Origin of the sequence: Pseudomonas veronii (assembly GCF_001439695.1) — a bacterium.
Taxonomy (GTDB): domain Bacteria; phylum Pseudomonadota; class Gammaproteobacteria; order Pseudomonadales; family Pseudomonadaceae; genus Aquipseudomonas; species Aquipseudomonas veronii.
The window spans coordinates 54,746-78,838 of record NZ_JYLL01000017.1; the positions used below are offsets into that span (position 1 = coordinate 54,746).

General features: G+C 63.1%; 15 protein-coding genes. 4 read left to right on the forward strand and 11 right to left on the reverse strand.

The annotated features are described in order from the left end of the window. Positions 1 to 47 precede the first annotated feature (47 nt). Together TU80_RS19870 and oadA are read left to right on the forward strand one after the other, a co-directional pair. Positions 48 to 1,463: an acetyl-CoA carboxylase biotin carboxylase subunit gene (locus TU80_RS19870; protein ID WP_003213442.1), complete on the forward strand. Its 1,416-nt coding sequence runs from the start codon at positions 48 to 50 to the stop codon at positions 1,461 to 1,463. Positions 1,464 to 1,474: 11 nt separating this feature from the next. Beyond that, the gene (gene oadA / locus TU80_RS19875) at positions 1,475 to 3,283 is read left to right on the forward strand and encodes a sodium-extruding oxaloacetate decarboxylase subunit alpha (RefSeq protein ID WP_046381604.1); all 1,809 of its coding nucleotides are present in this window, start codon (positions 1,475 to 1,477) and stop codon (positions 3,281 to 3,283) included. A gap of 91 nt (positions 3,284 to 3,374) precedes the next feature. On the opposite strand, the gene TU80_RS19880 is transcribed toward oadA, so the two are convergent. The 3 genes from TU80_RS19880 to TU80_RS19890 form a co-directional block, all read right to left on the reverse strand. Continuing rightward, the gene (locus TU80_RS19880; protein ID WP_026140406.1) at positions 3,375 to 4,667 is read right to left on the reverse strand and encodes an autotransporter outer membrane beta-barrel domain-containing protein; all 1,293 of its coding nucleotides are present in this window, start codon (positions 4,665 to 4,667) and stop codon (positions 3,375 to 3,377) included. 133 nt (positions 4,668 to 4,800) lie between these two features. Beyond that, complete coding sequence (locus TU80_RS19885) at positions 4,801 to 5,631, reverse strand: amino acid ABC transporter permease (RefSeq protein WP_057005205.1); 831 nt, start codon at positions 5,629 to 5,631, stop codon at positions 4,801 to 4,803. Further along, on the reverse strand, positions 5,628 to 6,449 hold the full coding sequence (locus tag TU80_RS19890) for an ABC transporter substrate-binding protein (protein WP_017850025.1): 822 nt from the start codon (positions 6,447 to 6,449) through the stop codon (positions 5,628 to 5,630). The genes TU80_RS19885 and TU80_RS19890 overlap by 4 nt, the downstream gene beginning before the upstream one ends. A gap of 113 nt (positions 6,450 to 6,562) precedes the next feature. Between TU80_RS19890 and TU80_RS19895 the strand changes: the two genes are divergently transcribed. Continuing rightward, positions 6,563 to 7,465, forward strand: a complete 903-nt coding sequence (locus tag TU80_RS19895; protein WP_026140405.1) for a homocysteine S-methyltransferase family protein — start codon at positions 6,563 to 6,565, stop codon at positions 7,463 to 7,465. Positions 7,466 to 8,027: 562 nt separating this feature from the next. On the opposite strand, the gene TU80_RS19900 is transcribed toward TU80_RS19895, so the two are convergent. Genes TU80_RS19900 through TU80_RS19910 form a run of 3 tightly spaced genes read right to left on the reverse strand, consistent with a single transcriptional unit; the run spans position 8,028 to position 9,791 of the window. Continuing rightward, positions 8,028 to 8,699, reverse strand: a complete 672-nt coding sequence (locus TU80_RS19900) for a GNAT family N-acetyltransferase (protein ID WP_017850023.1) — start codon at positions 8,697 to 8,699, stop codon at positions 8,028 to 8,030. Positions 8,700 to 8,709: 10 nt separating this feature from the next. Beyond that, positions 8,710 to 9,156, reverse strand: coding sequence for a GNAT family N-acetyltransferase (locus tag TU80_RS19905; protein WP_057005206.1), 447 nt, complete (start codon positions 9,154 to 9,156; stop codon positions 8,710 to 8,712). Further along, positions 9,153 to 9,791 (reverse strand): FMN-binding negative transcriptional regulator, encoded by a 639-nt coding sequence (locus TU80_RS19910; RefSeq protein ID WP_046381607.1) that lies wholly within the window; start codon positions 9,789 to 9,791, stop codon positions 9,153 to 9,155. Before TU80_RS19910 ends, TU80_RS19905 begins: the two co-directional genes overlap by 4 nt. 102 nt (positions 9,792 to 9,893) lie before the next feature. On the opposite strand from TU80_RS19910, the gene pdxR reads away from it, so the two are divergent. Beyond that, the gene (gene pdxR / locus TU80_RS19915; protein ID WP_057005207.1) at positions 9,894 to 11,444 is read left to right on the forward strand and encodes a MocR-like pyridoxine biosynthesis transcription factor PdxR; all 1,551 of its coding nucleotides are present in this window, start codon (positions 9,894 to 9,896) and stop codon (positions 11,442 to 11,444) included. Here pdxR and TU80_RS19920 read toward each other — a convergent pair. From TU80_RS19920 to TU80_RS19940, 5 genes are all read right to left on the reverse strand, one after another. Further along, a complete protein-coding gene (locus TU80_RS19920; RefSeq protein ID WP_057005208.1) occupies positions 11,429 to 15,997 on the reverse strand; it encodes a dermonecrotic toxin domain-containing protein in 4,569 nt (1,522 codons plus the stop codon). The two genes, pdxR and TU80_RS19920, sit on opposite strands and share 16 nt — an antisense overlap. A 111-nt stretch (positions 15,998 to 16,108) precedes the next feature. Further along, positions 16,109 to 17,200, reverse strand: a complete 1,092-nt coding sequence (locus TU80_RS19925) for a polyamine ABC transporter substrate-binding protein (protein WP_057005209.1) — start codon at positions 17,198 to 17,200, stop codon at positions 16,109 to 16,111. Beyond that, positions 17,197 to 18,231, reverse strand: coding sequence for a histone deacetylase family protein (locus tag TU80_RS19930; RefSeq protein ID WP_046485934.1), 1,035 nt, complete (start codon positions 18,229 to 18,231; stop codon positions 17,197 to 17,199). Before TU80_RS19930 ends, TU80_RS19925 begins: the two co-directional genes overlap by 4 nt. A gap of 133 nt (positions 18,232 to 18,364) precedes the next feature. Then, positions 18,365 to 19,357: an AraC family transcriptional regulator gene (locus TU80_RS19935; RefSeq protein WP_017850016.1), complete on the reverse strand. Its 993-nt coding sequence runs from the start codon at positions 19,355 to 19,357 to the stop codon at positions 18,365 to 18,367. A gap of 59 nt (positions 19,358 to 19,416) precedes the next feature. After that, positions 19,417 to 24,012 carry a dermonecrotic toxin domain-containing protein gene (locus tag TU80_RS19940; protein WP_057005210.1) on the reverse strand — a complete coding sequence of 1,532 codons (4,596 nt, stop codon included), beginning with the start codon at positions 24,010 to 24,012 and terminating at the stop codon, positions 19,417 to 19,419. Positions 24,013 to 24,093 lie beyond the last annotated feature (81 nt).

Genomic DNA, 24,093 nt, shown 5'->3' on the forward strand with positions numbered 1-24,093 from the left:
GTCTAGCGGGTCGAAGAACGCAGCAATCGGCTCAAGGGAATTTCCAAGTGATAAAAAAGATCCTGATCGCCAACCGTGGTGAAATTGCCGTGCGAATCGTGCGTGCCTGCGCCGAGATGGGCATTCGCTCGGTCGCGGTCTATTCCGACGCCGACCGCCACGCGTTGCACGTCAAGCGTGCCGACGAGGCCCACAGCATCGGGGCCGAGCCCCTGGCCGGTTACCTGAACCCGCGCAAGCTGGTGAACCTGGCCGTGGAAACCGGTTGCGATGCGTTGCATCCCGGTTACGGTTTTCTCTCGGAAAACGCGGAACTGGCGGACATTTGCGCCGAACGTGGGATTAAATTCATCGGCCCATCCGCGGAAGTGATCCGCCGCATGGGCGACAAGACCGAAGCGCGCCGCAGCATGATCAAGGCCGGCGTACCGGTCACCCCCGGCACCGAAGGCAACGTCGCCGACATCGCCGAAGCCCTCACCGAAGGCGACCGCATCGGTTACCCGGTGATGCTCAAGGCCACCTCCGGTGGCGGCGGTCGCGGCATTCGTCGTTGCAACAGCCGTGAAGAACTCGAACAAGCCTTCCCCCGCGTGATCTCCGAAGCCACCAAGGCCTTCGGTTCGGCGGAAGTGTTCCTGGAAAAATGCATCGTCAATCCCAAGCACATCGAAGCGCAGATCCTCGGTGACAGCTTCGGCAATGTGGTGCATCTGTTCGAGCGCGATTGCTCGATCCAGCGCCGTAACCAGAAGCTCATCGAAATCGCCCCGAGCCCGCAACTGACCCCTGAACAGCGCGCCTACATCGGCGACCTGTCGGTGCGCGCAGCCAAGGCCGTGGGTTACGAAAACGCCGGCACCGTGGAGTTCCTGCTCGCCGAGGGCGAGGTGTACTTCATGGAGATGAACACCCGGGTGCAGGTGGAACACACGATCACCGAAGAAATCACCGGGATCGACATCGTTCGCGAGCAGATCCGCATCGCCTCGGGCCTGCCGCTCTCGGTGAAGCAGGAAGACATCCAGCACCGTGGTTTTGCGTTGCAGTTCCGGATCAACGCTGAAGACCCGAAGAACAACTTCCTGCCCAGCTTCGGCAAGATCACCCGCTATTACGCGCCCGGCGGCCCCGGCGTGCGTACCGACACGGCGATCTACACCGGCTACACCATCCCGCCGTTCTACGATTCCATGTGCCTGAAACTGGTGGTGTGGGCGTTGACCTGGGAAGAAGCCATGGACCGCGGCCTGCGTGCCCTGGATGACATGCGCCTGCAAGGCGTGAAGACCACCGCCGCCTACTACCAGGAAATCCTGCGCAACCCGGAATTCCGCAGCGGCCAGTTCAACACCAGTTTCGTGGAAAGCCACCCTGAGCTGACCAACTACTCGATCAAGCGCAAACCCGAAGAGCTGGCCCTGGCCATCGCCGCCGCCATCGCCGCCCACGCAGGCCTGTGAGGAATATAACAATGAGCAAGAAGATCTTTGTCACCGACACCATCCTGCGCGACGCTCACCAATCGTTGCTGGCCACCCGCATGCGTACCGACGACATGCTGCCGATCTGCGACAAGCTCGACAAAGTCGGCTACTGGTCCCTGGAAGTCTGGGGCGGCGCGACCTTCGACGCCTGCGTGCGCTTTTTGAAAGAAGACCCGTGGGAGCGTCTGCGCAAATTGCGCGCTGCGTTGCCTAACACCCGCCTGCAAATGCTGCTGCGCGGCCAGAACCTGTTGGGCTATCGCCACTACAGCGACGACGTGGTCAAAGCCTTCGTCGCCAAGGCCGCCGTCAACGGTATTGACGTGTTCCGCATCTTCGACGCGATGAACGACGTGCGTAACCTGCGCGTGGCCATCGAAGCGGTCAAGGCCGCCGGCAAACACGCCCAGGGCACCATCGCCTACACCACCAGCCCGGTACACACCATCGACGCGTTTGTGGCCCAGGCCAAGCAAATGGAGTCCATGGGCTGCGACTCGGTGGCGATCAAGGACATGGCCGGCCTGCTCACGCCATACGCCACCGGCGAGCTGGTCAAGGCACTGAAAGCCGAGCAGAGCCTGCCGGTGTTCATCCACTCGCATGACACGGCGGGTTTGGCTGCGATGTGCCAACTCAAGGCCATCGAAAACGGTGCCGAGCACATCGATACCGCGATCTCCAGCTTCGCCTGGGGCACCAGCCACCCGGGCACCGAGTCGATGGTCGCCGCCCTTAAAGGCAGCGAATTCGACACCGGCCTCGACCTGGAACTGCTGCAGGAAATCGGCCTGTACTTCTACGCCGTGCGTAAGAAATATCACCAGTTCGAAAGCGAATTCACCGCGGTCGACACGCGCGTGCAAGTCAACCAAGTGCCGGGCGGGATGATTTCCAACCTGGCCAACCAGCTCAAAGAGCAGGGCGCACTCAACCGCATGGGCGAAGTGCTGGCTGAAATTCCGCGGGTGCGTGAAGACTTGGGCTTCCCGCCGCTGGTCACCCCGACTTCGCAGATCGTCGGCACCCAGGCGTTCTTCAACGTGCTGGCCGGCGAGCGCTACAAGACCATCACCAACGAAGTGAAGCTCTACCTGCAAGGCGGCTACGGCAAAGCGCCGGGCACGGTGAACGGGCAACTGCGTCGCCAGGCCATCGGCAGCGAAGACGTGATCGACGTGCGCCCGGCCGACCTGCTCAAGCCGGAAATGAACAAGCTGCGCGGCGAAATCGGTGCGTTGGCCAAATCTGAAGAAGACGTGCTGACCTACGCCATGTTCCCGGACATTGGCCGCAAGTTCCTCGAAGAACGCGACGCCGGCACCCTGACTCCGGAAGTGTTGCTGCCGATCCCGGAAGCCGGCGGCGTGGCCCGTGCGGGTGGCGAAGGCGTACCGACCGAGTTCGTCATCGACGTCCACGGCGAAAGCTACCGCGTCGACATCACCGGTGTTGGCGTGAAAGCTGAGGGCAAGCGTCACTTCTACCTGTCCATCGACGGCATGCCCGAAGAAGTGGTGTTCGAACCGCTCAACGAGTTCGTCGGCGGTGGCGGCAGCAAGCGCAAGCAAGCCACCGAGCCAGGCCATGTGAGCACCACGATGCCGGGCAATATCGTCGACGTGCTGGTCAAGCCAGGCGACGTCGTCAAGGCCGGCCAGGCGGTGCTGATCACCGAAGCGATGAAGATGGAAACCGAAGTGCAGGCCGCGATTGCTGGCAAGGTGACCGCCGTTCATGTAGCCAAGGGCGACCGGGTGAACCCTGGCGAAATCCTGATTGAAATCGAAGGCTGATCCAGCCTTCGACACTACCGTTTAATCCTCGGGGGAGCAGGTGCTCCCCTTTTTTTTCGCCCGTAATTTGGCCGGCGCGCGCAGCGTGGGCTCAGAACCGCATTTGCCATTGGCCCATCAGGCCCTGGTTGCGGCTATGGTTGCCTGTTTCGCTGGCGTAGGTCAGGCCCACGGTGTGTTGCGGCGAGAGCGCGAGGTCCAGGCCGGCTCGGACGTTCAGGCTGTCGCGGTCCAGCGACGTGCCCTGGACAGTGAAGCTGTCAATCAGCCCCGGCGCAGCGCGAAAGGATTGGCTGACCCGGCTGTCGACGTCGCCGTACAGGTGTTTCCAACTGGCGCTGAGGTGGGGGGCCAGGCTCATCTGGTTATCGAACCGATACAGCGACGCCAGGCGAAGACCGAAGGTGCTGCTCAGGTTCTGTTGGTTTTGCGAGCCGACGTTCAGCGCGGTCAGGCCACCCCGCTCCTTGAAGCCGTCGCGGTGATAGCGCTGGTAACCGAGGCCGGCGAAGGGTTCCACGCTCAAATCCGCAGTGCCCAATTGGTAGCCCATTTCGGAGAAGACGGTTTGGCTGTTGGCGTTGTAATTGGCCCTGAGCTGCTCGGTGTAATCGAGCAACTTGACGCTGCGCTTGTTCTGCCCGTCATGGCTGCTGTAGATCGCTCCCAGGCGCAGGGCCAACGGGCCGTCCTGCCGCACGGCATAGCTGCCCAGGTGCCAGCTGTCGAGGTCGGCGGAAAAACGCGCGGCGTCGAGGTGGCTGCTGGATTTGGCGCCCATCACGCCGACACGCCAGGCGTGGTCCAGCGCCCAGTCGGCCCCCAGCAACAGGCCTTGGGTGCCATGTTTCAGACCGGCGCTGCCGCCTTTTTTGTCGAGCGTGCCGTCGTTGCCCAGGCTTTGCACCCAGAAGTGGCCAGCGTCGTCGGCGGGCAGGGTGCGCAGGATCGACAGCAGTTGGCTGCTCAGTTGCTGCGTGGTGTTCTGGGTCGCGGCGGCGAGGTTGGCGTTCTGGCTGGCGGCCAATTGCTCAAGGGCCGCGCCGATGCCGCCGGGCTGCTTGTCCAGCGCGTCGGCGAATTTTTCCAGGGCTTTGATCTGTTCGGAGGTCAGTTCGCCGGACTCCAGCAACTGAACCAGCGCAGGTTCCAGGGCCTTGGCGAGCTGCAGGCCATTGTGCGTGGTGGCGCGCTGAGTGAGGTAACCGTCGATGGGTTCGGCTTTTTCAGACGCTGCGTCGGCCCACTCATTATCAAGCGCCTCATAGGGTTGGAAATGGTACGGCCGGTATTCGATATCGCCCCGCGCCTGGGCGTGTTGAAGGCTGGCGGCGCTGATCGCAAGCGCCATGACAAGTGCAAATCGTGGGGGTGTAAAGGGCATGTGATCCCAACCTCTGATGAATGAGGCCGGAAATTTAGCGAGATGGCGGGGCGATAACTGTCAGGCTATCGACCCCTGGTTTGCGGGAGTTGTCTGTAGTGCGGTGCGATTAAAAACGCATCTGACTGAGTCCTCACCCCCGTCGCACATACCCCTTGCCGTAATGCCGCTCCATGCGCGCCTGGATCAGTTCCAGGCCGAGGGACATCACCCAGTAGATGATCGCCGCCGTGGTGAGCATTTCGATGTAGCGATAGCTGGAGCGGCCGTAGGATTGCGCGAGGAACATCACTTCCCACACGCCCATCACCGAGATCAGGGAGGAGTCCTTGAGCATCGAGATGAACTGGTTGGTGGCGGGCGGGACGATGGTACGCATGGCCTGGGGCAGGGTGACGTGCCAGAAGATCGCACTGTCGCGCATGCCCAGGGCCAGGGCGGCTTCCCGTTGGCCGTGGGGCACGCCGAGGATGCCGGCGCGGAAGATTTCGCTCAGGTAGGCGCCGTAGTTCAGCGACAGCGCGATGATCCCGGCGACGATCGCCCCCGGCACCAGGCCCAGTTGCGGCAGGCCCAGGTAGATCAGCAGGATCTGGATCAGCAGCGGTGTGCCACGGAAGAATGAGGCATAGAAACTCGCGACGCCAAAGGCCACCGCGCTTTTCGACAGGCGCCCCAGGGCGGTGATAAAGCCCAGTATCGATGACGCCACGATCGAGCACAGGCACAGGAACACCGTCAGCGCCGCGCCTTGCAGAAACCCGTTGGGCGCCAGATGCACGCCGACCAGATTGGGCAGCTTGTCGAGGATGATCGAGAACTTCAGGTCAAAGCTCAGGAAGAAGCTGGCGAACAGGCAGAACAGCGCGGCCCAGGTCAGGTACAGGCGCGTGCGAAAACCGAAGAATCGTTGTAGCCGCGACGCGCTGATCGGTGGTTTGGGTGGGGTGGGGAACGCGGTCATTGGCTGATGTCGGCGCCGATCCATTTTTGCGACAGCTTGCTCAAGGTGCCGTCCTGCTTCAACTGCGCGAAGACTTCACGCACTTTGCTGTCCCACTGCGGGTCGCCTTTTTCGATGGCCACCGAGTTGGGCTCGGCGTACAGCGCTTCGCCGGCCAGCTTGAAGCGCTTGTCCTGGCTCAGGCGCGGTTGGGCGGTGACCAGGTTGGTGAGGATCGCATCCAGGCGCACGCCGGCGCCCAGGCCCAGGTCCTGGAAGGCCACGTTGTCGGTGTCGTAGGGGGCAATCTGCACGTTCTCGAACGGGTACTGCAGTTGGGTGTCTTCGGCGCCTTCGATCACCAGGTTTTTGTTCAGGTAGCTCTCGTAGCTGGAGGCGCTGGTGAGGCCGACTTTCTTGCCGCTCAGGTCCTTGGCGCCGTGGATGCGCTCATCCTTGGCATTGACCACGATCACCGCAGGCGAGGCGTAGTACTCCACGGGGAAGTCGAACACTTCGGCGCGGGCCTTGCTTGGGGTCATCGAGCAGATGCAGATGTCGTAGCGCCCGCTCCAGCGGCCGGCGGCGATCACGTCCCAGGACGGGGTTTCCAGGCGCAGTTTGACCCCGAGTTTTTGCGCGACGGCCTTGGCCACGTCGACGTCGAAACCGTCGAGCTGGTTCTGCTCGTTGAGGAACGAGAAAGGCGGATAGCTTTCCATCAGCACGCCGACCAATTCGTGGTTTTGCTCAACCCGGTCCAGGGTTGCACCGCCGAAGGCTTGGGTGGAGGCAGCCAGCATGGTCAGGCCCAGGGCCAGTAGCGGTTTGAGTTTCAAGAGAGGCACCCGAATAAAAAAGAAGTTGTTATGAAGCGAATTTACCGTATTAAATAGTTATAAGAGCGACTCTCATAGTGAGTTATTTTCATAAGCTTATGAGTAAAAAGCATATGGCCGCAGTACGCACAGTAATTCTCGATGGTGGCATGGGCCGCGAACTGCAACGTCGCGGCGCGCCGTTCCGACAGCCGGAGTGGTCGGCGCTGGCGTTGAGCGAAGCGCCGCAGGCGGTGGAAGCGGTACACGCGGCTTACATCCAGGCCGGTGCCGACGTGATCACCAGCAACAGCTATGCCGTCGTACCGTTTCATATCGGCGAAGCGCGGTTTGCCGCCGAGGGCCAGGCCCTGGCGGCGTTGGCCGGTGAATTGGCGCGGCGCGCGGTGGTGGCGTCCGGCCAAGCAGTGCGCGTGGCCGGTTCCCTGCCGCCGCTGTTCGGCTCGTATCGGCCTGACCTGTTCGAGGCCGACCGGGTCAGCGAACTGCTGACGCCCCTGGTGACCGGCCTGGCGCCTTATGTCGACCTGTGGCTGGCGGAAACCCAGAGTTCGATCGTCGAGGCGCGGGCCATTCATGCCGGTCTGCCGGCGGACGGCAAACCGTTCTGGCTGTCGTTTACCTTGAAGGACGAAGACACCGACGAGGTGCCGCGCCTGCGTTCCGGCGAGCCGGTGGCCGAGGCGGCCGAAGCGGCTGCGCAACTGGGCGTGCAGGTGTTGTTGTTCAACTGCAGCCAGCCGGAGGTGATCGGCGCGGCGATTGATGCGGCCCGCCAGACCTTCGAGCGTCTGGGGGTGGCGATCCAGATCGGCGCCTATGCCAACGCCTTCCCGCCACAGCCCAAGGAGGCCACGGCCAACGACGGCCTCGACCCGTTGCGCGACGACCTCGACCCGCCGGGCTACCTGCAATGGGCTGCCGATTGGCAGAAGCGCGGCGCCAGCCATTTGGGCGGTTGCTGCGGGATCGGACCGGAGCATATTGCGGTGTTGGCCGAGCAGCTTGCCGACTGACACCCAGTGCGGATTGCACTGACGATCGAGTGTGGGAGGGAGCTTGCTCCCGTGGCGGCCTGTGGGCCGACCCTTCGCTCGGGTTGGAATGAGTACATATCCATTATTCAGGTGGCGGCCGCTATGGGTTCCGCCCTTACGGCGGCTCACTTTTGAAAAGCGCAAAAGTAAGCAAAACGCTCTTGCCCCACCACTCGGTGCCTCGCTTAGGCTCGGCATGCCCGAACGCAGGCTTGAATCCGTGGGCCGCCGTCATGGGCCATCCCTGGCCCAGGACGGCTAACCCGGCGTCCTGCCGGGTTGCCCACGGATTCAAGCCTGCGTTCGGCCAGCGTGGTTAACGGGGCGCCTAAGATCAAAATCAAAAACAGAGCAAAAGCAGAGCAACAGCAAAGCAACAGCAAAGCAACAGCTCGCGATACGACCGGGGTTTTCAGCGTCATCGGATGTGTAGATACCTACGCCGCGATAGCGGTAGACCAGTCGAAAATCAATCTCGACTGACCCACCGCCTCGCGGGCAAGCCCGCTCTCATATTCTGGTGCTGCGCTGTCTGTGGGATTTAGGCGCGGCACTCCGCCAGGCTTTTCAATTGGCCTGAACCTGCCTGATTGGCTTCCGACAGCCAGTGCTCAAACCCTGCCCCGATCGGCGGCCATTCCGAGTCCAGAATCGAATACCACGCCGTGTCCCGGTTCTGCCCCTTGACCACCATGTGCTGGCGGAACACCCCTTCAAAACTGAACCCCAGGCGCTCGGCGGCGTATTTGGAGCGGGCATTGCCGTTATTGCATTTCCATTCCAGGCGGCGGTAGCCCAGTTCGAAAGCATGCTTGGCCAACAGATACACGGCCTCGGTGCTTTTCGGCGAGCGCTGCATCGGCGCGCCGAAGGTGACGTGGCCGATTTCGATGCGCCCGTGGGCCGGGACGATGGACATCAGGCTGAGGATGCCCTGCACATCGCCGCTGGCGCGGTCGATCACGCTGAAGAAATACGGCTCGTTGTGCTGGGCATGGTTATTCAGCCAGGCATCGAACGCGGTGCGGTCGCTGAACGGGCCATACGGCAAATAGTCCCACAGCTTGGGGTCGGCGCCGGGGCCTTCGAGGGCTTGCCACAGACCGTCGGCGTGGCGCGCCGGGTCGAGTTTTTCCAGGCGGATGAAACGCCCTTCGAGCAGTTGGACCGTGGGCGCCGGGGCGCCTTGCCAGTCAGCGAGAGAGGTGGACATGCTGCGCTCCTTAAAGACCTTTGCAAAATTGGATGAAACCAGGGCGTTCGGCGATGCGTTCGTACAGTTGGATCGCGGTGGCATTGGTCTCGTGGGTCAGCCAATGGACCTCGCAGCAGCCGTCGGCTTTGGCCGTGGCATAGACGTGTTCGATCAATTTGCGGCCCACGCCGCCGCCGCGCTGGGCCGGCGCCACCAGCAGGTCTTGCAGGTAGCAGGAGTTTTCAATGCTCCAGTTGGAGCGATGGTAGATGAAGTTGACCATGCCTACCGCTTTGCCGTCCTGCCAGGCGAGCGCGGAGTGGGTCGGCTCACGGGCGTCGATCAGGCGTTGCCAGGTGCTCTGGCTGACGGCGTCTGGCAGTTCGGTGTTGTAGAACTGCAAGTACGCGTGCCACAGCGCCAGCCAGGCGGCGTGGTCTGCGGCGGTGACGGGGCGGATGTCGATCGGGCTCATTCTGGGGCTCCTTGGGGAATGAAACGGGCGAGGGTCTGGTCGCGCACGTCGAGGCTGGTGGCCAGCCCCTCGCGCACGCCCTGGATGTCGGCGGCACTGCGGTTCTGGCTGAGTTTGCGTTTGCCGATCAGACGTTCGATGGGCAAGGCGAAACCGACGATGGCCTTGAGCATGCCTTCAATGTAGTCGGCCGGGGCGTCGCTGACCTTCCAGGGCTGGGCGCGGCGGCCTTCGTGGCGGTCGGTGAGGGCGCTGACCACGCCGAGCAGGCGCTCGGCGTCGGTAAACACGTCGGCCGTGCCGTAGGCATGCACGGCCAGGTAGTTCCAGGTGGGCACCACTTTGCCGTGCTCGGCCTTGCTCGGGTAAAACGCCGGGCTGACATAGGCGTCGGCCCCGGCAAAGATCACCAGCGCTTCGCCGCCGTTCTGCAGGTCGTGCCACTGCGGGTTGGCCTTGGCCATGTGGCCGTAGAGCGTACCGTTCGGGCCTTCGTTGGGGTTGAGCAGCAGTGGCAGGTGGCTGGCCAGCAGGCCGTGTTCACCCACGGTCACCACCTGCGCCAGACGCGTGTGCTGGATCAGTTGCTGCAGTTCGGGCAAATCGTCGAGGGCAAAGGCGCGTGGTGTGTACATAAAAGTATTCCTTGGCGAATGCCTGCATCCTAGGCAGGCTAATGGTTCGTTGTAAGAGCCATCTATGACCCATTTCATGGGTCCAATTCCGGAGCCTGCCCAATGTCGTCCCTTGCGCCGCCGTTGTCGTTCAACCCTGCGGGAATCGAGCTGGATCGTCGTCAGGGGCTGACCCGCCAGCTGTACGAAGCCCTGCGCCAACGCGTGCTGGACGGGCGACTGGCCGGCGGCACGCGTTTGCCCGCCACGCGCGACCTGGCGGCGGCGTTGTCGATTTCGCGCAACAGCGTGGTGCGTGCCTACGATCAGCTGTATGCCGAGGGCTTTACGCAAAGCCGGGTCGGCGACGGGACGTATGTCGCCCAACTGCCCAGTTCAAAAAAACTATCCACAAAACTGTCCACAGGGTTTTCAACAGGCTTATCCCCAGCCTTATCCACAATCGAGCTGAAAAACGCCGATATTTCGAGCGAAAAAGTTATCCACAGCGCGGCGCTGGAGCGCCTCGAAAACAACCATTTGCCCTTGCCGCCCACGGGGCCTCCACGGGCATTTCGGGTGGGGGTTCCGGCCTTCGACCTGTTCCCTTTTGACGTCTGGGCCAAGCTGAATGCGGCTTTTTGGCGCAAGCCGGACCTCAAGCTACTGTGCTATGGCAACCCGGCCGGGGACGAGCGCTTGCGCAGCCTGATCGCCGCCTACCTGCGCAGCTCGCGGGGCATGCAGTGTACGGCTGAGCAAATTGTGATCACCAGTGGCGCGCAGCAGGCAATCAGCCTTTGTGCACAGTTGCTGGTGAGCCCAGGTGATGGCGTGGCGATTGAAAATCCCGGCTACCGCGCCGCCGGTCATGCCTTCGCCCTGGCCGGTGCGCAGTTGCAAGGTGTGGCGGTGGACAGCGAGGGGATCGACTGCAGCGTGTTGAACGGCCTCGACAACTGCCGCCTGGCCTATGTCACGCCGTCCCATCAGTACCCATTGGGAGTGGTCATGAGCCTGGCCCGGCGCCTGGAGTTGCTGGCCTGGGCCGAACGCAGCGGTGGCTGGGTCGTCGAGGATGACTACGACGGCGAGTACCGTTACAGCGGCGCGCCGCTGGCCCCGCTGGCGGCCCTGGATCGCAGCGGGCGGGTGTTGTATGTGGGGACGTTCGGCAAGGTCGCGTTCCCGGCGCTGCGCCTGGGTTACCTGGTGTTGCCGCCGACGCTGGTCGACGCATTCGCCCAGCGCCGCGCCGTGGACGTGCGGCACTCGGAGGTCAGCACCCAGGCGGTGATGGCGGAGTTCATGGCGGCGGGGCACTTTCAGCGGCATATCCGGCGCATGCGTCGCGCTGCGCTCAGTCGACGCAACGTCCTGTTGAACGGCTGGCCGGACGAGCTGCCGGGGGTCGGCAGCCTGCCGAACAGTGCGGCGGGCCTGCACCTCACTGTGCGGGTGGACAGCCTTGCCCGCGAACAACAACTGGTGGCGCAGGCCCGCGCAGTGGGCGTGGAGGTCAATGGCCTGAGCAGCTATTGGCTGGCGCAGGCCGGGCCCCCGGACGATCAACGCGCCGGCCTGGTGCTGGGCTTTGCCGCAGTGCCCGAGGCGGAGATCCGCCAGGCGCTCGCGCGGTTGCGCCAGGCCTGGACCGGTCAGGCTGAGGGCTGAGGCTTGGCTTTCAGGAACAGCGAGCGGGCCAGATGCAGACCGATTTCACTGCGGTACACGGCGATGTCGCTCAAGGGTTCGAACCGGCCGCCCATCAGGCGCTGTTGGCGGTTTTTCAGGTGGGCGGCGGTGTAGGCTTCCTCCGGCCCGGTGAGGGTGGGGTAGTGAAAGTGTGCGTACCACAACGGACGGTTCGTGTTGACGTCCACCACCGCATACTCCTGCAGGAAACCCTTGTCGCGGCCCCTGAGTCGGGTGCGGGCGCCGACAGGCGGGTCTACCGTGACGGCGCCCTCGCGCAACAGCAATTCGACGTGCGCCGCCTCCGGTGGTCGGCGCTTGAGCACCTCGAGCTTGATCCGTTTGCCTTCCCGGTAAAGCTGGGTGATCGCCTCATCAAGGCGGCGGTTAGTCAACGCAGCTGACGGCGAGGCGCTTTCGGTCTGGTTGCTGGAGGTCAACGCCTCTTCGATATCCTGGTTGGCCCGTTGCAGTTTTTTGGCGTGCTGGTGGAAGCGCTCTTCGATTTCCACCGGCAGTTGCCGGGTTTCCTTCGCCCAGGCTTCCTTGTTGGCGATAAAGGCTTCGACCCCATCGACCAGCGCCTGACCGTCGCTGATGCTGTTTGCCAGGTTACGCGCCTGGCTGCGGGAAGCGGGCTTGGGCGTCAGCTCGCGTTCGACCCAAACCCCCGGCTCCTTCTCATGGAAGGTTGCAATCACTTTGCCGGTCAGGGGTTCCTTTACGTCGACCAGCGTCTTGCCGTCTTCGTCGGGGCTTTCACGCTCTTCGCCGACCACCATCCCCTTGAAACGCGTCTTGATGTATTTTTTCTTCGCCCTGGGGACGGTGCGCGACGGGCCCGCGGTGGGCTCCATGGCTCTGCGTTCGCGAAGCAGGGTTGTCAGTTGTTTCTCTGCGAGCCGAGCGAACTCGTCCACTTGCTTGCGCAGGTTTTCCAGGTCGGGCTTGTTGAGGTCATTGGGAAACTCGGCCGGCAGATCCACCAGGTTCTGGTCAACCCTGGAAAACTGATCCATCAGGCTGTCCAGGGTTTCGATCAACTGCTCCGGCGGCACCAGGTTGCGCGGTTGTGCGGCCTCTCTGAAACTTTGGACCGCCAGCTCCGCCACATCGACGATACGGCGCAAGGCTTCCCTGGCGTCGGCGCGTGTGGCCGATGCGCCTTCGGCCACGCACAGGAAGTGGCCCAGGGTAATCTTGAACGCCTTGAGATCATCAAGGGCATAAGCGGGCAGGTGCGGCTCATGCTGCTGGATCAGCCTGACCCCGCGCGCACCCAGGGCACGAGCCTCCTTGAAGCGTGCCTGAAGGTAGCCCAGGCGCTCCGCCATGGCGTGTGTCGCGGTATACATGTTGCGGTAGTGAACGGTGGGCAAGGCTTCTTCTTCAACGCCCTCGATGTCGAGGTGGCCCTGTATGGCTTCCAGTCGTTCGCGAAACGGGATCTGTTGTTCGCTGATGGCGGAGCGCGCCAGAAACAGCTGATGTTCCAGGTAGCCGACCATGGCGTCCTGATAGTTGGGCACCGTGTCGAGAATATTCAGGGATTTGAGCTGGGAAATCGGTACGTCGAATTCTTTGAGACGCGTATCCACCTGTTCGAGAAAGGTGGTTCTGGCCGCGGCTTTGGCGTCACCCGCCGTGCGGTCGATGGCGCCTTGCAAGGCTTCAAGACCGTGCTGGCGCTGGGCTTGCTCGCTGTCGAAGGTTGCCAGTTGCCGGCGTAAATCGGTGATTTTCGGCGGCCTGAGGGCTTCGCCTTTTTTGCGCCGGCTGCGCAGGCCGCCTGCGCGTAGGCGCAAGCGCGTGTCGACGAACCATTGCCCCAGGCGATTGGCGATCAGCGGCGGGCCGCGCCGGCCGGGTTGGCGCGGATCGATGATCAACACGGTGTCGTTTTCGTCGACCATCACTTCAAACCATCGTGTACCCACCGGGGCGTACCAGTGTGAGGCTTTGGTATAGAGATGCTGATGAGGGCCTTCCACGGTCTGTTGCGTACCCAATTGATCGGGCTTGGCCTGCGCAAAACTGTCGAGGAACGTGCCCAGGTTCTGCGCGCTGCGGTTCAGGGCACCACTGATGTGCAGGGTGTGTTCGTGGTCGACGGGCAGCTCTGCCGTCGCGATATCCGGCTTTTGGACGACTTCTACCTTGACCTCCGGCGGCGGCAATGCGCGCGGCTTGGCGGGCTTCCCGATGGACGACTCGGGCCGATGCGCCGTGGCGACATGCGTCGTTAACACCATGCCGAGCGTCAGCAAGATATCCACCAGCGCCGAGAGCCCGGCGGAACGGTCACCGACCTCATTGGTGTCGACCATCTGTTGCAGGTCATCCATCAATTGCCAGATCCAGGTCGCGGCGCCCGCGGCGCGGCCCATGAACGGCAGCACGGTATTGAACATCAGCCACCCGGCGTGCTTGAAACTCTCCCAGCGCGCCTCGGCATTGGACACCGATTGGCGGTCGGCCAGGGTGACCAGCGCGTCGGCGTTGGCTCGGAACAGTGTGGCGAAGTCGTCGTTTGGCAGCACTTCCCGCCCCAGTTCGACGGGGCCGGTCATCACCAGTGCATTCAGCGGGTCGTTCAGCACACTGGTAAATACCCACGGCGAGGGCAGGCTGCCGGGAAACACAAACTGCGCGTAAGCCGTTCGCACCTTATCGGGCAGCCAAGCCAGGACCGATTGGCGCAATGGCGTGTCTTGTTTGATCGCGTACAGCAGGTTGGTCGGTGACGGGAACTGCATCAACGGTTGGTTGGACAGCGGGCGATAGAGCAGGCAAGGACCTTTTTTCGGGTCTTGAGGGCCAATGACGAACATGTTGCCGACGACGTCGACGGCCGAGCCCAGACGGCGTTTGGGGAGCAGGGACAAGCGGCGGATGACCACCGCCGCGCCGTCGACCACACGGGCTGCGCTGTCTGGATGCATCGCCGCGCAGACATAGCGATAGCCCTGTTCGCTCAGGTCGTGGACACCTCGTACTTTGTACTGCAACGCCAGTAGCGGCAGTTGCAGGCGTAATTGAGCGGTGTAGAGACGGTGCCTTCGCAGGGACTCGGCAGCGTCGTCAAGCAGCGTGCGTTTGACCAAGGCCGGGTAGTGCATGCCGACGTTCGCCTGGGTAATCAAGTGCTCCAGGTAGGCCGCCGTCATCCAGGCGGGCACCGCGCTGCCGTTTTCATAACCGACGGTTTTGTTGCCCAAGGGCAGGGCTATCAGGTTTTCCAGGGCCAACTCGGCGAGGGTAAAGGTTTGGGTCTGGGTGTTTCCCGGCACGATCAGGGTGCCCCAGGCTTGCACGCTGGTGACGCTGATCCGCACGCTGTCCAGCGTCGTGCGGGTCACGCCGGGGTGGTCCTTGACCATCAGGGTGTGGATCGCATCCAGGGCAAAATCGCCGATGTGCTTGATCCCATCATCAAAGGCTTTACCCGCGTGCCGCAGGTGCAGGGCCGCGAGGTCCATCATGTAGCGCCCGTAGGTGGCCTGATCCGACGAGGACGCGGTGAGTATCCAGTCGGGCAAGGCGCGATGTACCCAGCCGATTCTGTCTTGATTCAGCGGGGCGCGGGGGGCGATTTCGCTGCCTGGCTTGTCGTGCGCCATGGTCGGGATCAGCTCACCGCTGTTGAACGCGATTGCGCCGATTGCCTGAATCTGCAGGGAAATAAACGCACAGGCCTGCTGCTCGAAAAAGTCCCCTGAGGGTTGGAAGAGTCGCCAGTGGAGCTTGGTCGCCTGTGGAGTGGCCACTTGAATGCTCAGGGCGTCGCCAAGCGCTTGCAGGCTCTTGAAGGCGGCGTAACCGTCGGCGATCGAATAGCTGAGGATGATGTCGCGCTCGCCGAGGCGCCCGACCAGTACCGCCAATGCCGACAGGTTGAGGTGTTTGACCTGTGTGGCGTGTTCCAGGTCGACGTCGATCAGATAAGCCTTGGTCGCGTATTTGTCCTGGGGCAAGCGCTGGGCGTAATCCGGCGTGTGAAAAACTGCCCTGGCGACGTTGCATTCATCCTCGTCCCAACCCTCCACGCTGTCGACATTCCAGATCGTGCGCAAGGCGTTGGCAAAGGTGCGCCAGCGTGGGCCGTTCGGGTGGTTGCTGGCATTCCAGAACGCGAGTTGCTGCTCTTGGTACGCGACGCACAGCAACGGTGCCAGCTCATTGATCAGGCGGCCGACGGAGTCCACCTTGACCGGCAGATGCACGTTCGGCCCGGTGGCGGATTGATAGATCAGGTAGTGCTCGCTGTCGAGCCAGGTGACAGGTGCGCCGGATGTTGCACTGCGGCACAACGCGCCGGTCAGTGTTTGAAATCGCGGGGCTCCGGGCAGGATCGCCTCGGCGGTGATCTGCCAGTGCGGTGTCACCAGAAGGGTCAGATCGGGGTCGATGTCGAGATCCGGGTACAGCTCGCGCAAGCTCGAGCGCAGGGTGGCGGCCGCGACTTCGCGCAAGGAGGGGCCGGTGGTCAGTTGAGTCAACAGGTCGTTGGCACTGGGAGGCGATGAGGGCAAGGGCGGGCTCCTGACGGGCGAGGTGAGGCGGGTTGCCGACGGCAACCCAGGACCTCGACCACGTTAGGGCGCGTGCCCGTCCGGAGGTGGTAGTTAGATAGCGGGCGGCCTCTATGTCCCCGACTTGATCTTGGTCCACGCCCGCGTCCGGGCGCGCTCGGCGTCGCGGCCCAGGGGTTTGAGGGTATACAGCGTGGCCATCGCCGCCTCGGTGGGGTACAGGTTGGGGTTGTGGCGGATCGCTGGGTCAACCAGTTCCGTCGCGTCTTTGTTCGGGTTGGGGTAACCGACGAAGTCGCTGATCGGCGCGATCACCTGCGGTTGCAGCAGGTAGTTGATGAAGGTGTAGGCGTCCTGCGGGTTTTTCGCGCCTTTGGGCAGGGCGAGCATGTCGAACCAGATCGGCGCGCCTTCCTTGGGCAGGCGCATGTCCACGATCACGCCATTCTTGGCTTCTTTGGCGCGGTTGGCGGCCTGGGAGAAGCTGCCGGAATAACCGACGGCCACGCAGATGTCACCGTTGGCGATATCGGCCATGTACTTGGAGGAGTGGAAGTAGGTGATGTACGGGCGGACTTTCATCAGCAGCGCTTCGGCTTTTTCATAGTCCTTGGGGTTGCTGCTGTTGGGGTCCAGGCCCAGGTGCTGCAGGGCCAGCGGCAGGATCTCGGACGGCGAATCGAGCAGCGCGACGCCACACTGCTTGAGCTTGCTGATGTTTTCTTCCTTGAAGATCAGGTCCCAGCTGTCCACCGGCGCATCGGCACCCAGCGCGGCCTTGACCTTGTCGGGGTTGAAACCGATCAGGATGGTGCCGTACATGTAGGGCACGGCGAACTTATTGCCGGGGTCGTTGGCCTCGAGCAGCTTCATCAGCTTGGGATCGAGGTGGTTCCAGTTCGGCAGTCGGCTGCGGTCCAGGGGCTGGAATACTCCGGCTTCGATCTGCTTGGCGAGGAACACGTTGGACGGCACCACCACGTCATACCCGGAGTTGCCGGTGAGCAGCTTGGCTTCCAGGGCTTCGTTGGTGTCGAAGATGTCGTACACCAGTTTGACGTCGGGGTTCTGCGCCTTGAAGTCTTCCAGCGCCTTGGGCGTGATGTAGTCGAACCAGTTGTAGACCCGCAGGGTTTTCTCTTCGGCATGGGCCGCGCCACCGAGAACGGCGGCGCAGAGGACGAGCGACCTGAGCATGTTCATTGGATGGACCCCTCAAAACCTTCTAGAACGTTGACGGCGTTGATGCCGATTTCTGCCACGGCGTAGCCGCCTTCCATCACAAACAGCGTGGGTTTGCCCAGGCGCGCGATGCGTGCGCCCATGGCCAGGTAATCCGGGCTGTCGAGCTTGAACTGCGAGATCGGGTCGTCCTTGAACGTGTCCACACCCAGCGACACGACGATGATGTCGGCGTCATAGCGCTCGATCTCCCTGCACGCCTCGTCAAGCGCCGCGCTCCAGCGCGCCCACCCGGAACCGGCCGGCAACGGGTAGTTGAAGTTGAAGCCTTCCCCGGCGCCTTCTCCCTGCTCATCGGCGTAGCCCAGGAAAAACGGGAACTCCGCCTCCGGATGCCCATGGATCGAGGTAAAGAGCACGTCGTTGCGTGCGTAGAAGATCGATTGAGTGCCATTGCCGTGGTGGTAGTCCACGTCGAGGATCGCCACCTTGCGATGGCCCTGGTCGAGAAACGCCTGGGCGGCGATGGCGGCGTTGTTGAGGTAGCAATAACCGCCCATCAAGTCGCTGGCGGCGTGGTGCCCCGGCGGGCGACACAGCGCGAACGCACAGTGGGCACCGCGCTGGATCGCTTGCTGTGCGGTCAACGCGACCTGGGCGGCGCTGTAGGCCGCTTGCCAGGTGCCGGCGGTAATCGGTGCGCCGCCGTCGAAGCTGTAGTAACCGAGCTGGCCGTGCAGGCTGGTGGGCAGCACGCGGCGCAAGGTGCGCGCGGGCCAGGTGTAGGGCAACAGGTCGCCGTCCTCGCCGAATGCGGTCCAGCGTTGCCAGGCACCTTTGAAGAAGTCCAGGTAGTCGCGGCTGTGGACACGTTGCAGCGGCGCCAGGCCAAAGTCCTGCGGGGCAAGGACCGGGCCCAGCCCACGGGCTTTGACCCGTTGCAGTACGTGGTCGGCGCGCGAGGGCATTTCGAAGCAGGGCATCAGTTGCCCGTCCATCAGTTCACAGCGGCCGTGGTGCAGGTGGTGATCGTCCGAGTAGATCGTCAGCATTTTGTTGTTCTCCGCAGGCGGTATCGGTGCCTGCAGTCTTGCGGGCGGGGCGCTTTATGAGAACGGCAGGAGCGGCCAAAAGGGGATAAATCGGGCCAAATTGTGTGTCCGCAATTCGCCCATCAATGGGGCGTCATGCACGAAATTGGCTCGGCGCCACGCCGCTCCAGCGCACAAAGGCATGCCGGAAGCTGGCGGTTTCGCTGAAACCCAGTTGCTCGGCGATGCGGTAGATCGGCAGTTCATCCGCCGCCAGCCATTGCTTGGCGCGCTCGAAGCGCAGTTCGTCGAGCAGTTCCTGATAACTGCACCCCAGGTCGTGCAAGTGGCGGCGCAGGGTGCGCGGCGAGCAGTTCATCTGTGCGGCCAGGCCTTCGATCCCCGGCGCGGCGCCGAGTTGGCTGGTGAGCAACTGGCGGATTCTGCCCAGCCACGCCTGGCGGCCGGTGAACTCCAGGTTCTGTTTGCGGCATCGCTCGGCCATGGCCTGGTGCGTGACGGCGTCGGCCAGGGGCAGGGGCTGGTCCAGCCAGCGCTTGTCGAAGGCGAAGGCGTTGGTGCCGGCGTCGAACTGCAGCGGGCAGGCGAAACACTCGCTGTAGCGCGCGCGATAATCCGGCGCGCTGTATTCAAAGCGTGCGCCAAGCAGCGCCAGCGGCTGGCCGAGCAGGTCGTCGCAGATCACCTTCAGCGAGGCCAGGCACAGTTCGACGTTGAACATCTGCATGGCCGGGGTTTCGCGATAGTCCGCGGCGGTAAACCAGATGCGCTCGCCGTCCGCCTCCAGGCTCAGCTTGAAAAGTGTTCCCAGCAGCGCCGGATAGCGCAGCGCCAGGCGCAAAGCGTCACCGAAGGTGGCACTCGTCAGCAGCGCGTAACCGAGCATGCCGTAGGCCGATACATGCATCTGGCGGCCCAGCGCCAGGCCGACATCCCGGCGCAAGGCCACGGCATTGGCGCATACGCGCATTTCCTGATTGGTGGTAATGCGCGTGTCGGCGCGGCTCAAGTCCGCCGCGCAGATGCCGCTGCCCGCGAGCAAGGCCTCGCTGGGCAGCCCTTGGGCCTTGAAGGTGTCGAGCACCAGCGACACCGCGTTGAGGGTGGTGAGATGAGCGTGCAGCATCGACGGCTCCAACGTGTCAGGTACGGTGAAAGAGCAAGTTGTGTGCCGTCGGCCGTGTGTCAGGCGAGGTTGAAAAACAGCGTACTGGCCTGACTCTCGTTGATCTCGCTGCGGTGGAATGCCACGCGTTGTGCGCTGCTCAGGCCTTTGGTGGTGTCGGCTGCCGCGCCCAGGCTGTGTTCCTGCGGTGTCTTGAGGCGCGCGCTGATAAACGCCCTGGGCGTGGTCCAGTCGGTCGAGTAGTGGAAGTGTGCATACCACAGCACCTTATGGGTGCTGCGGTCGGTGATGGTGTATTCGTCCAGGTAATCCGGCCGGGCGGACTTGATGCGTCGGCGGCTGATGGTTTTTTTGATGCTTATCGCGTTGCGGGCCTTCAGCCATTGCACGCCGGAGGGTGTCGGCGGGTGCTGTTGGGTCATCCTCAGCACATTGTCTACGGATTGTTGATAGAGGGCTGTGGTGGCGTCGCTGAGGGTCTTTTTGACGGTGCTGGCCAGGGCCACGTCGCCTTGCGCGAGGTTCTTCTGGCTCAGGGCTTGCTCGATACTGCGCGTGGCTTGCTCCAGGCGCTGGGCGTGTTGATGGTACAAGTATTCGATGCCGATGGGCGTGCGTTGGGCTTGGCTGGCCAGGCCGGTGATCCGTTGTTTGAAGTCCGGTAGGCCGTCGAGCAGGTTCTGGCCGGCGTCCACGCTGGTTTGCAGGTCGATGGGCGTGTTCACCGTTTGTTCGCTCCTGGCCCGTTGCACCCAAAAGCCGTCCGGTTTCTCGTGAAACGTGGCCACCACGGTGTTGGACAAGGGCGAGCGAACATCCACCAGCCCGGTGTCCAGGCCTGTGGCGGACAATTGCGGCTCACCGACGACCATGCCGTGGTAACGGGTGCGGATGAATTTTTTCTGCGGGTGTGGCGGGACGGGCGGCGGGCTGGGGGTGGCTCTCAGTGAGGTGCGTCGGTCGGCCATTTGCGCAAGATGGGTGCTGGCGCGTTTGGTGTACTCGCCGAGTTGCTCGCGCAGGCGGGTCAACGGTTCCGTCAGGGAGACGCTGGGGAATTCCGTGGGAAAGTCCTGCAGGCGCTCGCCCAGCACCGTGAACTGTTCGATCAGGCTGCCCAGGGTCTCGATCTGTTCGTCGATGCGCTTGTCACTGCGCTCGCGCAGGGTGTCGCGCAGGGCCTGGATGGCGATGTCGCAGGCGTCGACAATATGGTCGATGGCGGCCCATGCCAGTGGTGCGCTGAGGGTGGTGGTTTCGCGCAGGCACAGGTTGCGGGCCAAGGTGACTTGCAACGCCTTGAGGTCGCCGCTGCTGTAGGCAGGCAGCAGGCTTTTGGTGTTCTTGATCAGGCGCAGGCCTTCGCCGGGCAGGTCACGCAGTTCGTTGAACCGCGTTTCGAAGTAGTCCAGGCGCTCGATCATGCCGTGCAGTATTGCGTTCATTTGCAGTGCGTCGGGGATGTTGCGCACGCGTGCGTCGGCGGCCTGCTTCGCGATGTGGTCGAGGATTGTACGGAGTTTGGGCGTAAAGGCTTTGAGCACTTCGTTGAGCCCGGCCCAGCTCAGGCTCAACTGAGCCTTGAGATACCCCACGGCGCTGTGCAGGTAGTCCGGCGTGGGGGCAAGTACATTCAATTCTTTCAGGTTTTTCAGGGCGGTCTCGTAGTCTGTGCGTTGGGCCTCCAGTTGATCGAGGTAAGCCCTTTGCGCGGCCTGGGCCGAGGTGGGCGGTGCGTCGACCAGTGCCTGATAAGTCTTTTCCAGGGTGTCCTGGGCGGTCTTTTTTTGTTGCTCGAAGGCGGTGATCTGCCTGCGCAGTTGGCTGGCCTGACGTTCGGCTTGCGCCCGGGCTTTGCGCTCCCGGCTTCTTGAACCGCCGCCACGCAGGCGCAGCCGGGTGTCGATGAACCACTCGCCCTTGAGATTGCCGATCAGAAAGGGACCGTTGCGCGCGGGTTGTTGGGGATCGGTGATCTGCACTTCGTCATTCTCATCCACCGTCACTTCGAACCAGCGTTCGCCGACCTGTGCGTACCATTTATCGAGCAGCGGGTAGAGGTGGCGATGGGGGCCGATGCGCGATGAGGCCTTGTTGCGCACCTTCGGCTTTTCGACCTTGAAACTGTCCAGCAGGCTGCCCAGGTCGCTGGGGCTGCGGTTGATCGCGGCCAGGGTGTGCAGTGCATGCGGGTGATTGCCTGGCAGCTCAACTGCCGAAAGGTTGGCCAATTGTTTGACTGTCACGGGCTTGGCGATCACCTCGGGCCTGGCGGCAGGTTTCGGTGCCGGCTCGTCCTTGCTCAAGGCGGGGGCTGACGGCGCTTCGCGGCTGGCGATGTGCAGGGTCAACACCATGCCCAGGTTGAGCAACAGCCCGACCAGGGCGGACCATTCGGCCGGTTTGTCCTTCTGCTGTTGCGCGTCGACGACCGCTTGCACCTGATCCAGGATCTGCCAGATCCAGGCGGCGGTGTTCACGGTGCGGCCCAGGAACGGCAGGGCTGCGTTGAATATCAGCCAGCCCGCCTGCTTGAGCGAGGCCCAGCGACTTTCGGCATTCGACGCCGACTGACGGTCGGCCAGCGTGATCAGCGCGTTGGCGTTGGCCTTGAACAGCTCGCCGGGCAGATCACCGCTGAGCACTTGCGTGCCCAGGTCCATGGGCCCGCTCATCATCACGAGTTTGACCGGGTCCGCCAGCAACGTCACGACTGCCCAGGGCGAGGGCAGTTCGCCAGGGAATGCGTAGCGTGCGTAGTCGTCGCGCACGTTGTCCGGCAGCCAGGCCAGGACCGAGTCGCGCAGGTGGCGTGATTGGCGGATCGCATACAGCAGGTCGGCCGGTGACGGATATTGCAGCAGTTGTAATTCCGCCATCGGGCGATACAACAGGCAGGGCCCGGCGTTCGTGTCCTGGGGGCCAATCACAAACATGTTGCTCACCACGTCTTGCGTGTCGGCGCTGCGGTTTTTCGGCAGGAAGGCCAGGGGACGAAGAACGATGGCTTGCCCGTCGACCTGACGGTCCGCTGCCTCTGGCGCCAGCACGGCAGCGACGTAGCGATACCCCAGTTCGTCGATCCCGGCGTGTCGGCTCATCTTGTATTGCAAGGCTTGCAGCGGCAGTTGGATGCGCAAATGGCTGCTGTACAGGGCGCGTCGGCGGCTGGATTCGAGCGGGTTGTCGAGCAACTTGCTTTTGGCCAGGGCCGGGTAGTGTTGGCCGACGTCCACCTTGCGGATCAGCGTTTCGATGTATGCCATGGTCAGCCACGCCGGCACGGTGCTGCTGTTGCGCAAGCGCACGCTTTTGTCGCCGAGGGGCAGGCCGATCAGGTTTTGCAGGGCCAGGTCGGCCAGGCTGAAGGTGGTGGTGTCGACCTTGCCCGGCAGGGTGAAACTGCCCCACACAATCGGGCTGCGTACCTGAATCTCGATGTTCTCCAGGCGCAGGTTCGCCGCGTCGGTGTGGTCCTTGAGCATTTCGGCGCGCAGTCTGTCGAGCGCGTAGGTCTGGATGTGCGGGATGTCATCGTCGTAGGACTTGCCCGCGTTGAGGCTGTGCAGCGCGGCGAGGTCTTTCAGGTAGCGTGCGTAGAGACTCAGGTCGGTGGTGGAGGCGGATGTCAGCCAGGACGGGAGTGCGTCGAGGTAGGGTTTGAGGTCGGGTTGCTTTTCGCCGACCAGCTCTTGGGTGGCCGGTGGCAGGTTGAGTGAGGATTCGCTGGGGGCGGTGCGCCGCAGTTGCTGAGTGTCGAGCTGCCCGATGAACGCAAGCTGTTGGGCAATCAGCGTGCAAGCCTGGTGATCGAAAAAATGCCCGGTGGGTTCGAACAGTCGCCATTGGATGTCAGTGGGTGCATGGCGACCTACGTAGCCGGGCAAGCTCTGGCCCAGTTGCTCCAGCGTGGCGAATTTCTCGTAGCCGTTGAACAGGGAGTACGTGAGGATAAGCGTCTCGCCGTCGTGGTTGCCGATCAGCACGGCAATCGACAGCAGGCCCAGGTGGGTGACGGTTGCGCCATCGACCTGATCGACGTCCACCAGGTAGGCGCGGCAGGCGAATGCATCGTCGCTCTGGCGGCGTGTCAGTTCCGGCGCGGCGTACAGCGTGCGGGCCATGGCGCAGTCCTGCTCGTCCCAGCCGTCGACGCGGGTCACGTTCCACACCGAGCGCAGCGTGCTGGACAAGGCTTGCCAGTGGGGGCCGGAGGTGCCGTTGCTGGAGTTCCAGAACGCCACTTGTTGTTCCTGGTAGGCGGTGAGCATCACCGGTGCCAGCAGGTTGATCAGGGTGGCGATCTGCGTGATGCGTACCGGCAGGTGTGCGGTGGGTTGCTGGTTTTTCGGCTGGATAAGGTAGTGCGCGCCTTCGATGTAGAGCGCGGGTTCACCTGAGATGGCCTGATTGGTGAGGATGTCGGTGAGGGTTTGGTGCGCGGTGGGGCCGGCGACGATTTCATCGTCGACAATGCCCCATGTCGGCGTGCCGACCATGGCGATGTCCGGGTCGATGCCCAGGTCCGGGTAGAGTTCTTGCAACGAGCGGCGTAACAGCGTGCTGGCGGCTTCCCGGAAGGCGGGGCCGACGCAGAGTTGGGTGACCAGCGTATCGGAGGGGTTGTAACGAAGGGTGGAGGTTTGTTGGCTCATGGGTTCCTGCCTTGCCATTTCATGGACGCTGCCGGAAGAACAGCTTCGGCATGCTAGAAAGCGGCAAGGCAGGGAGGAGGC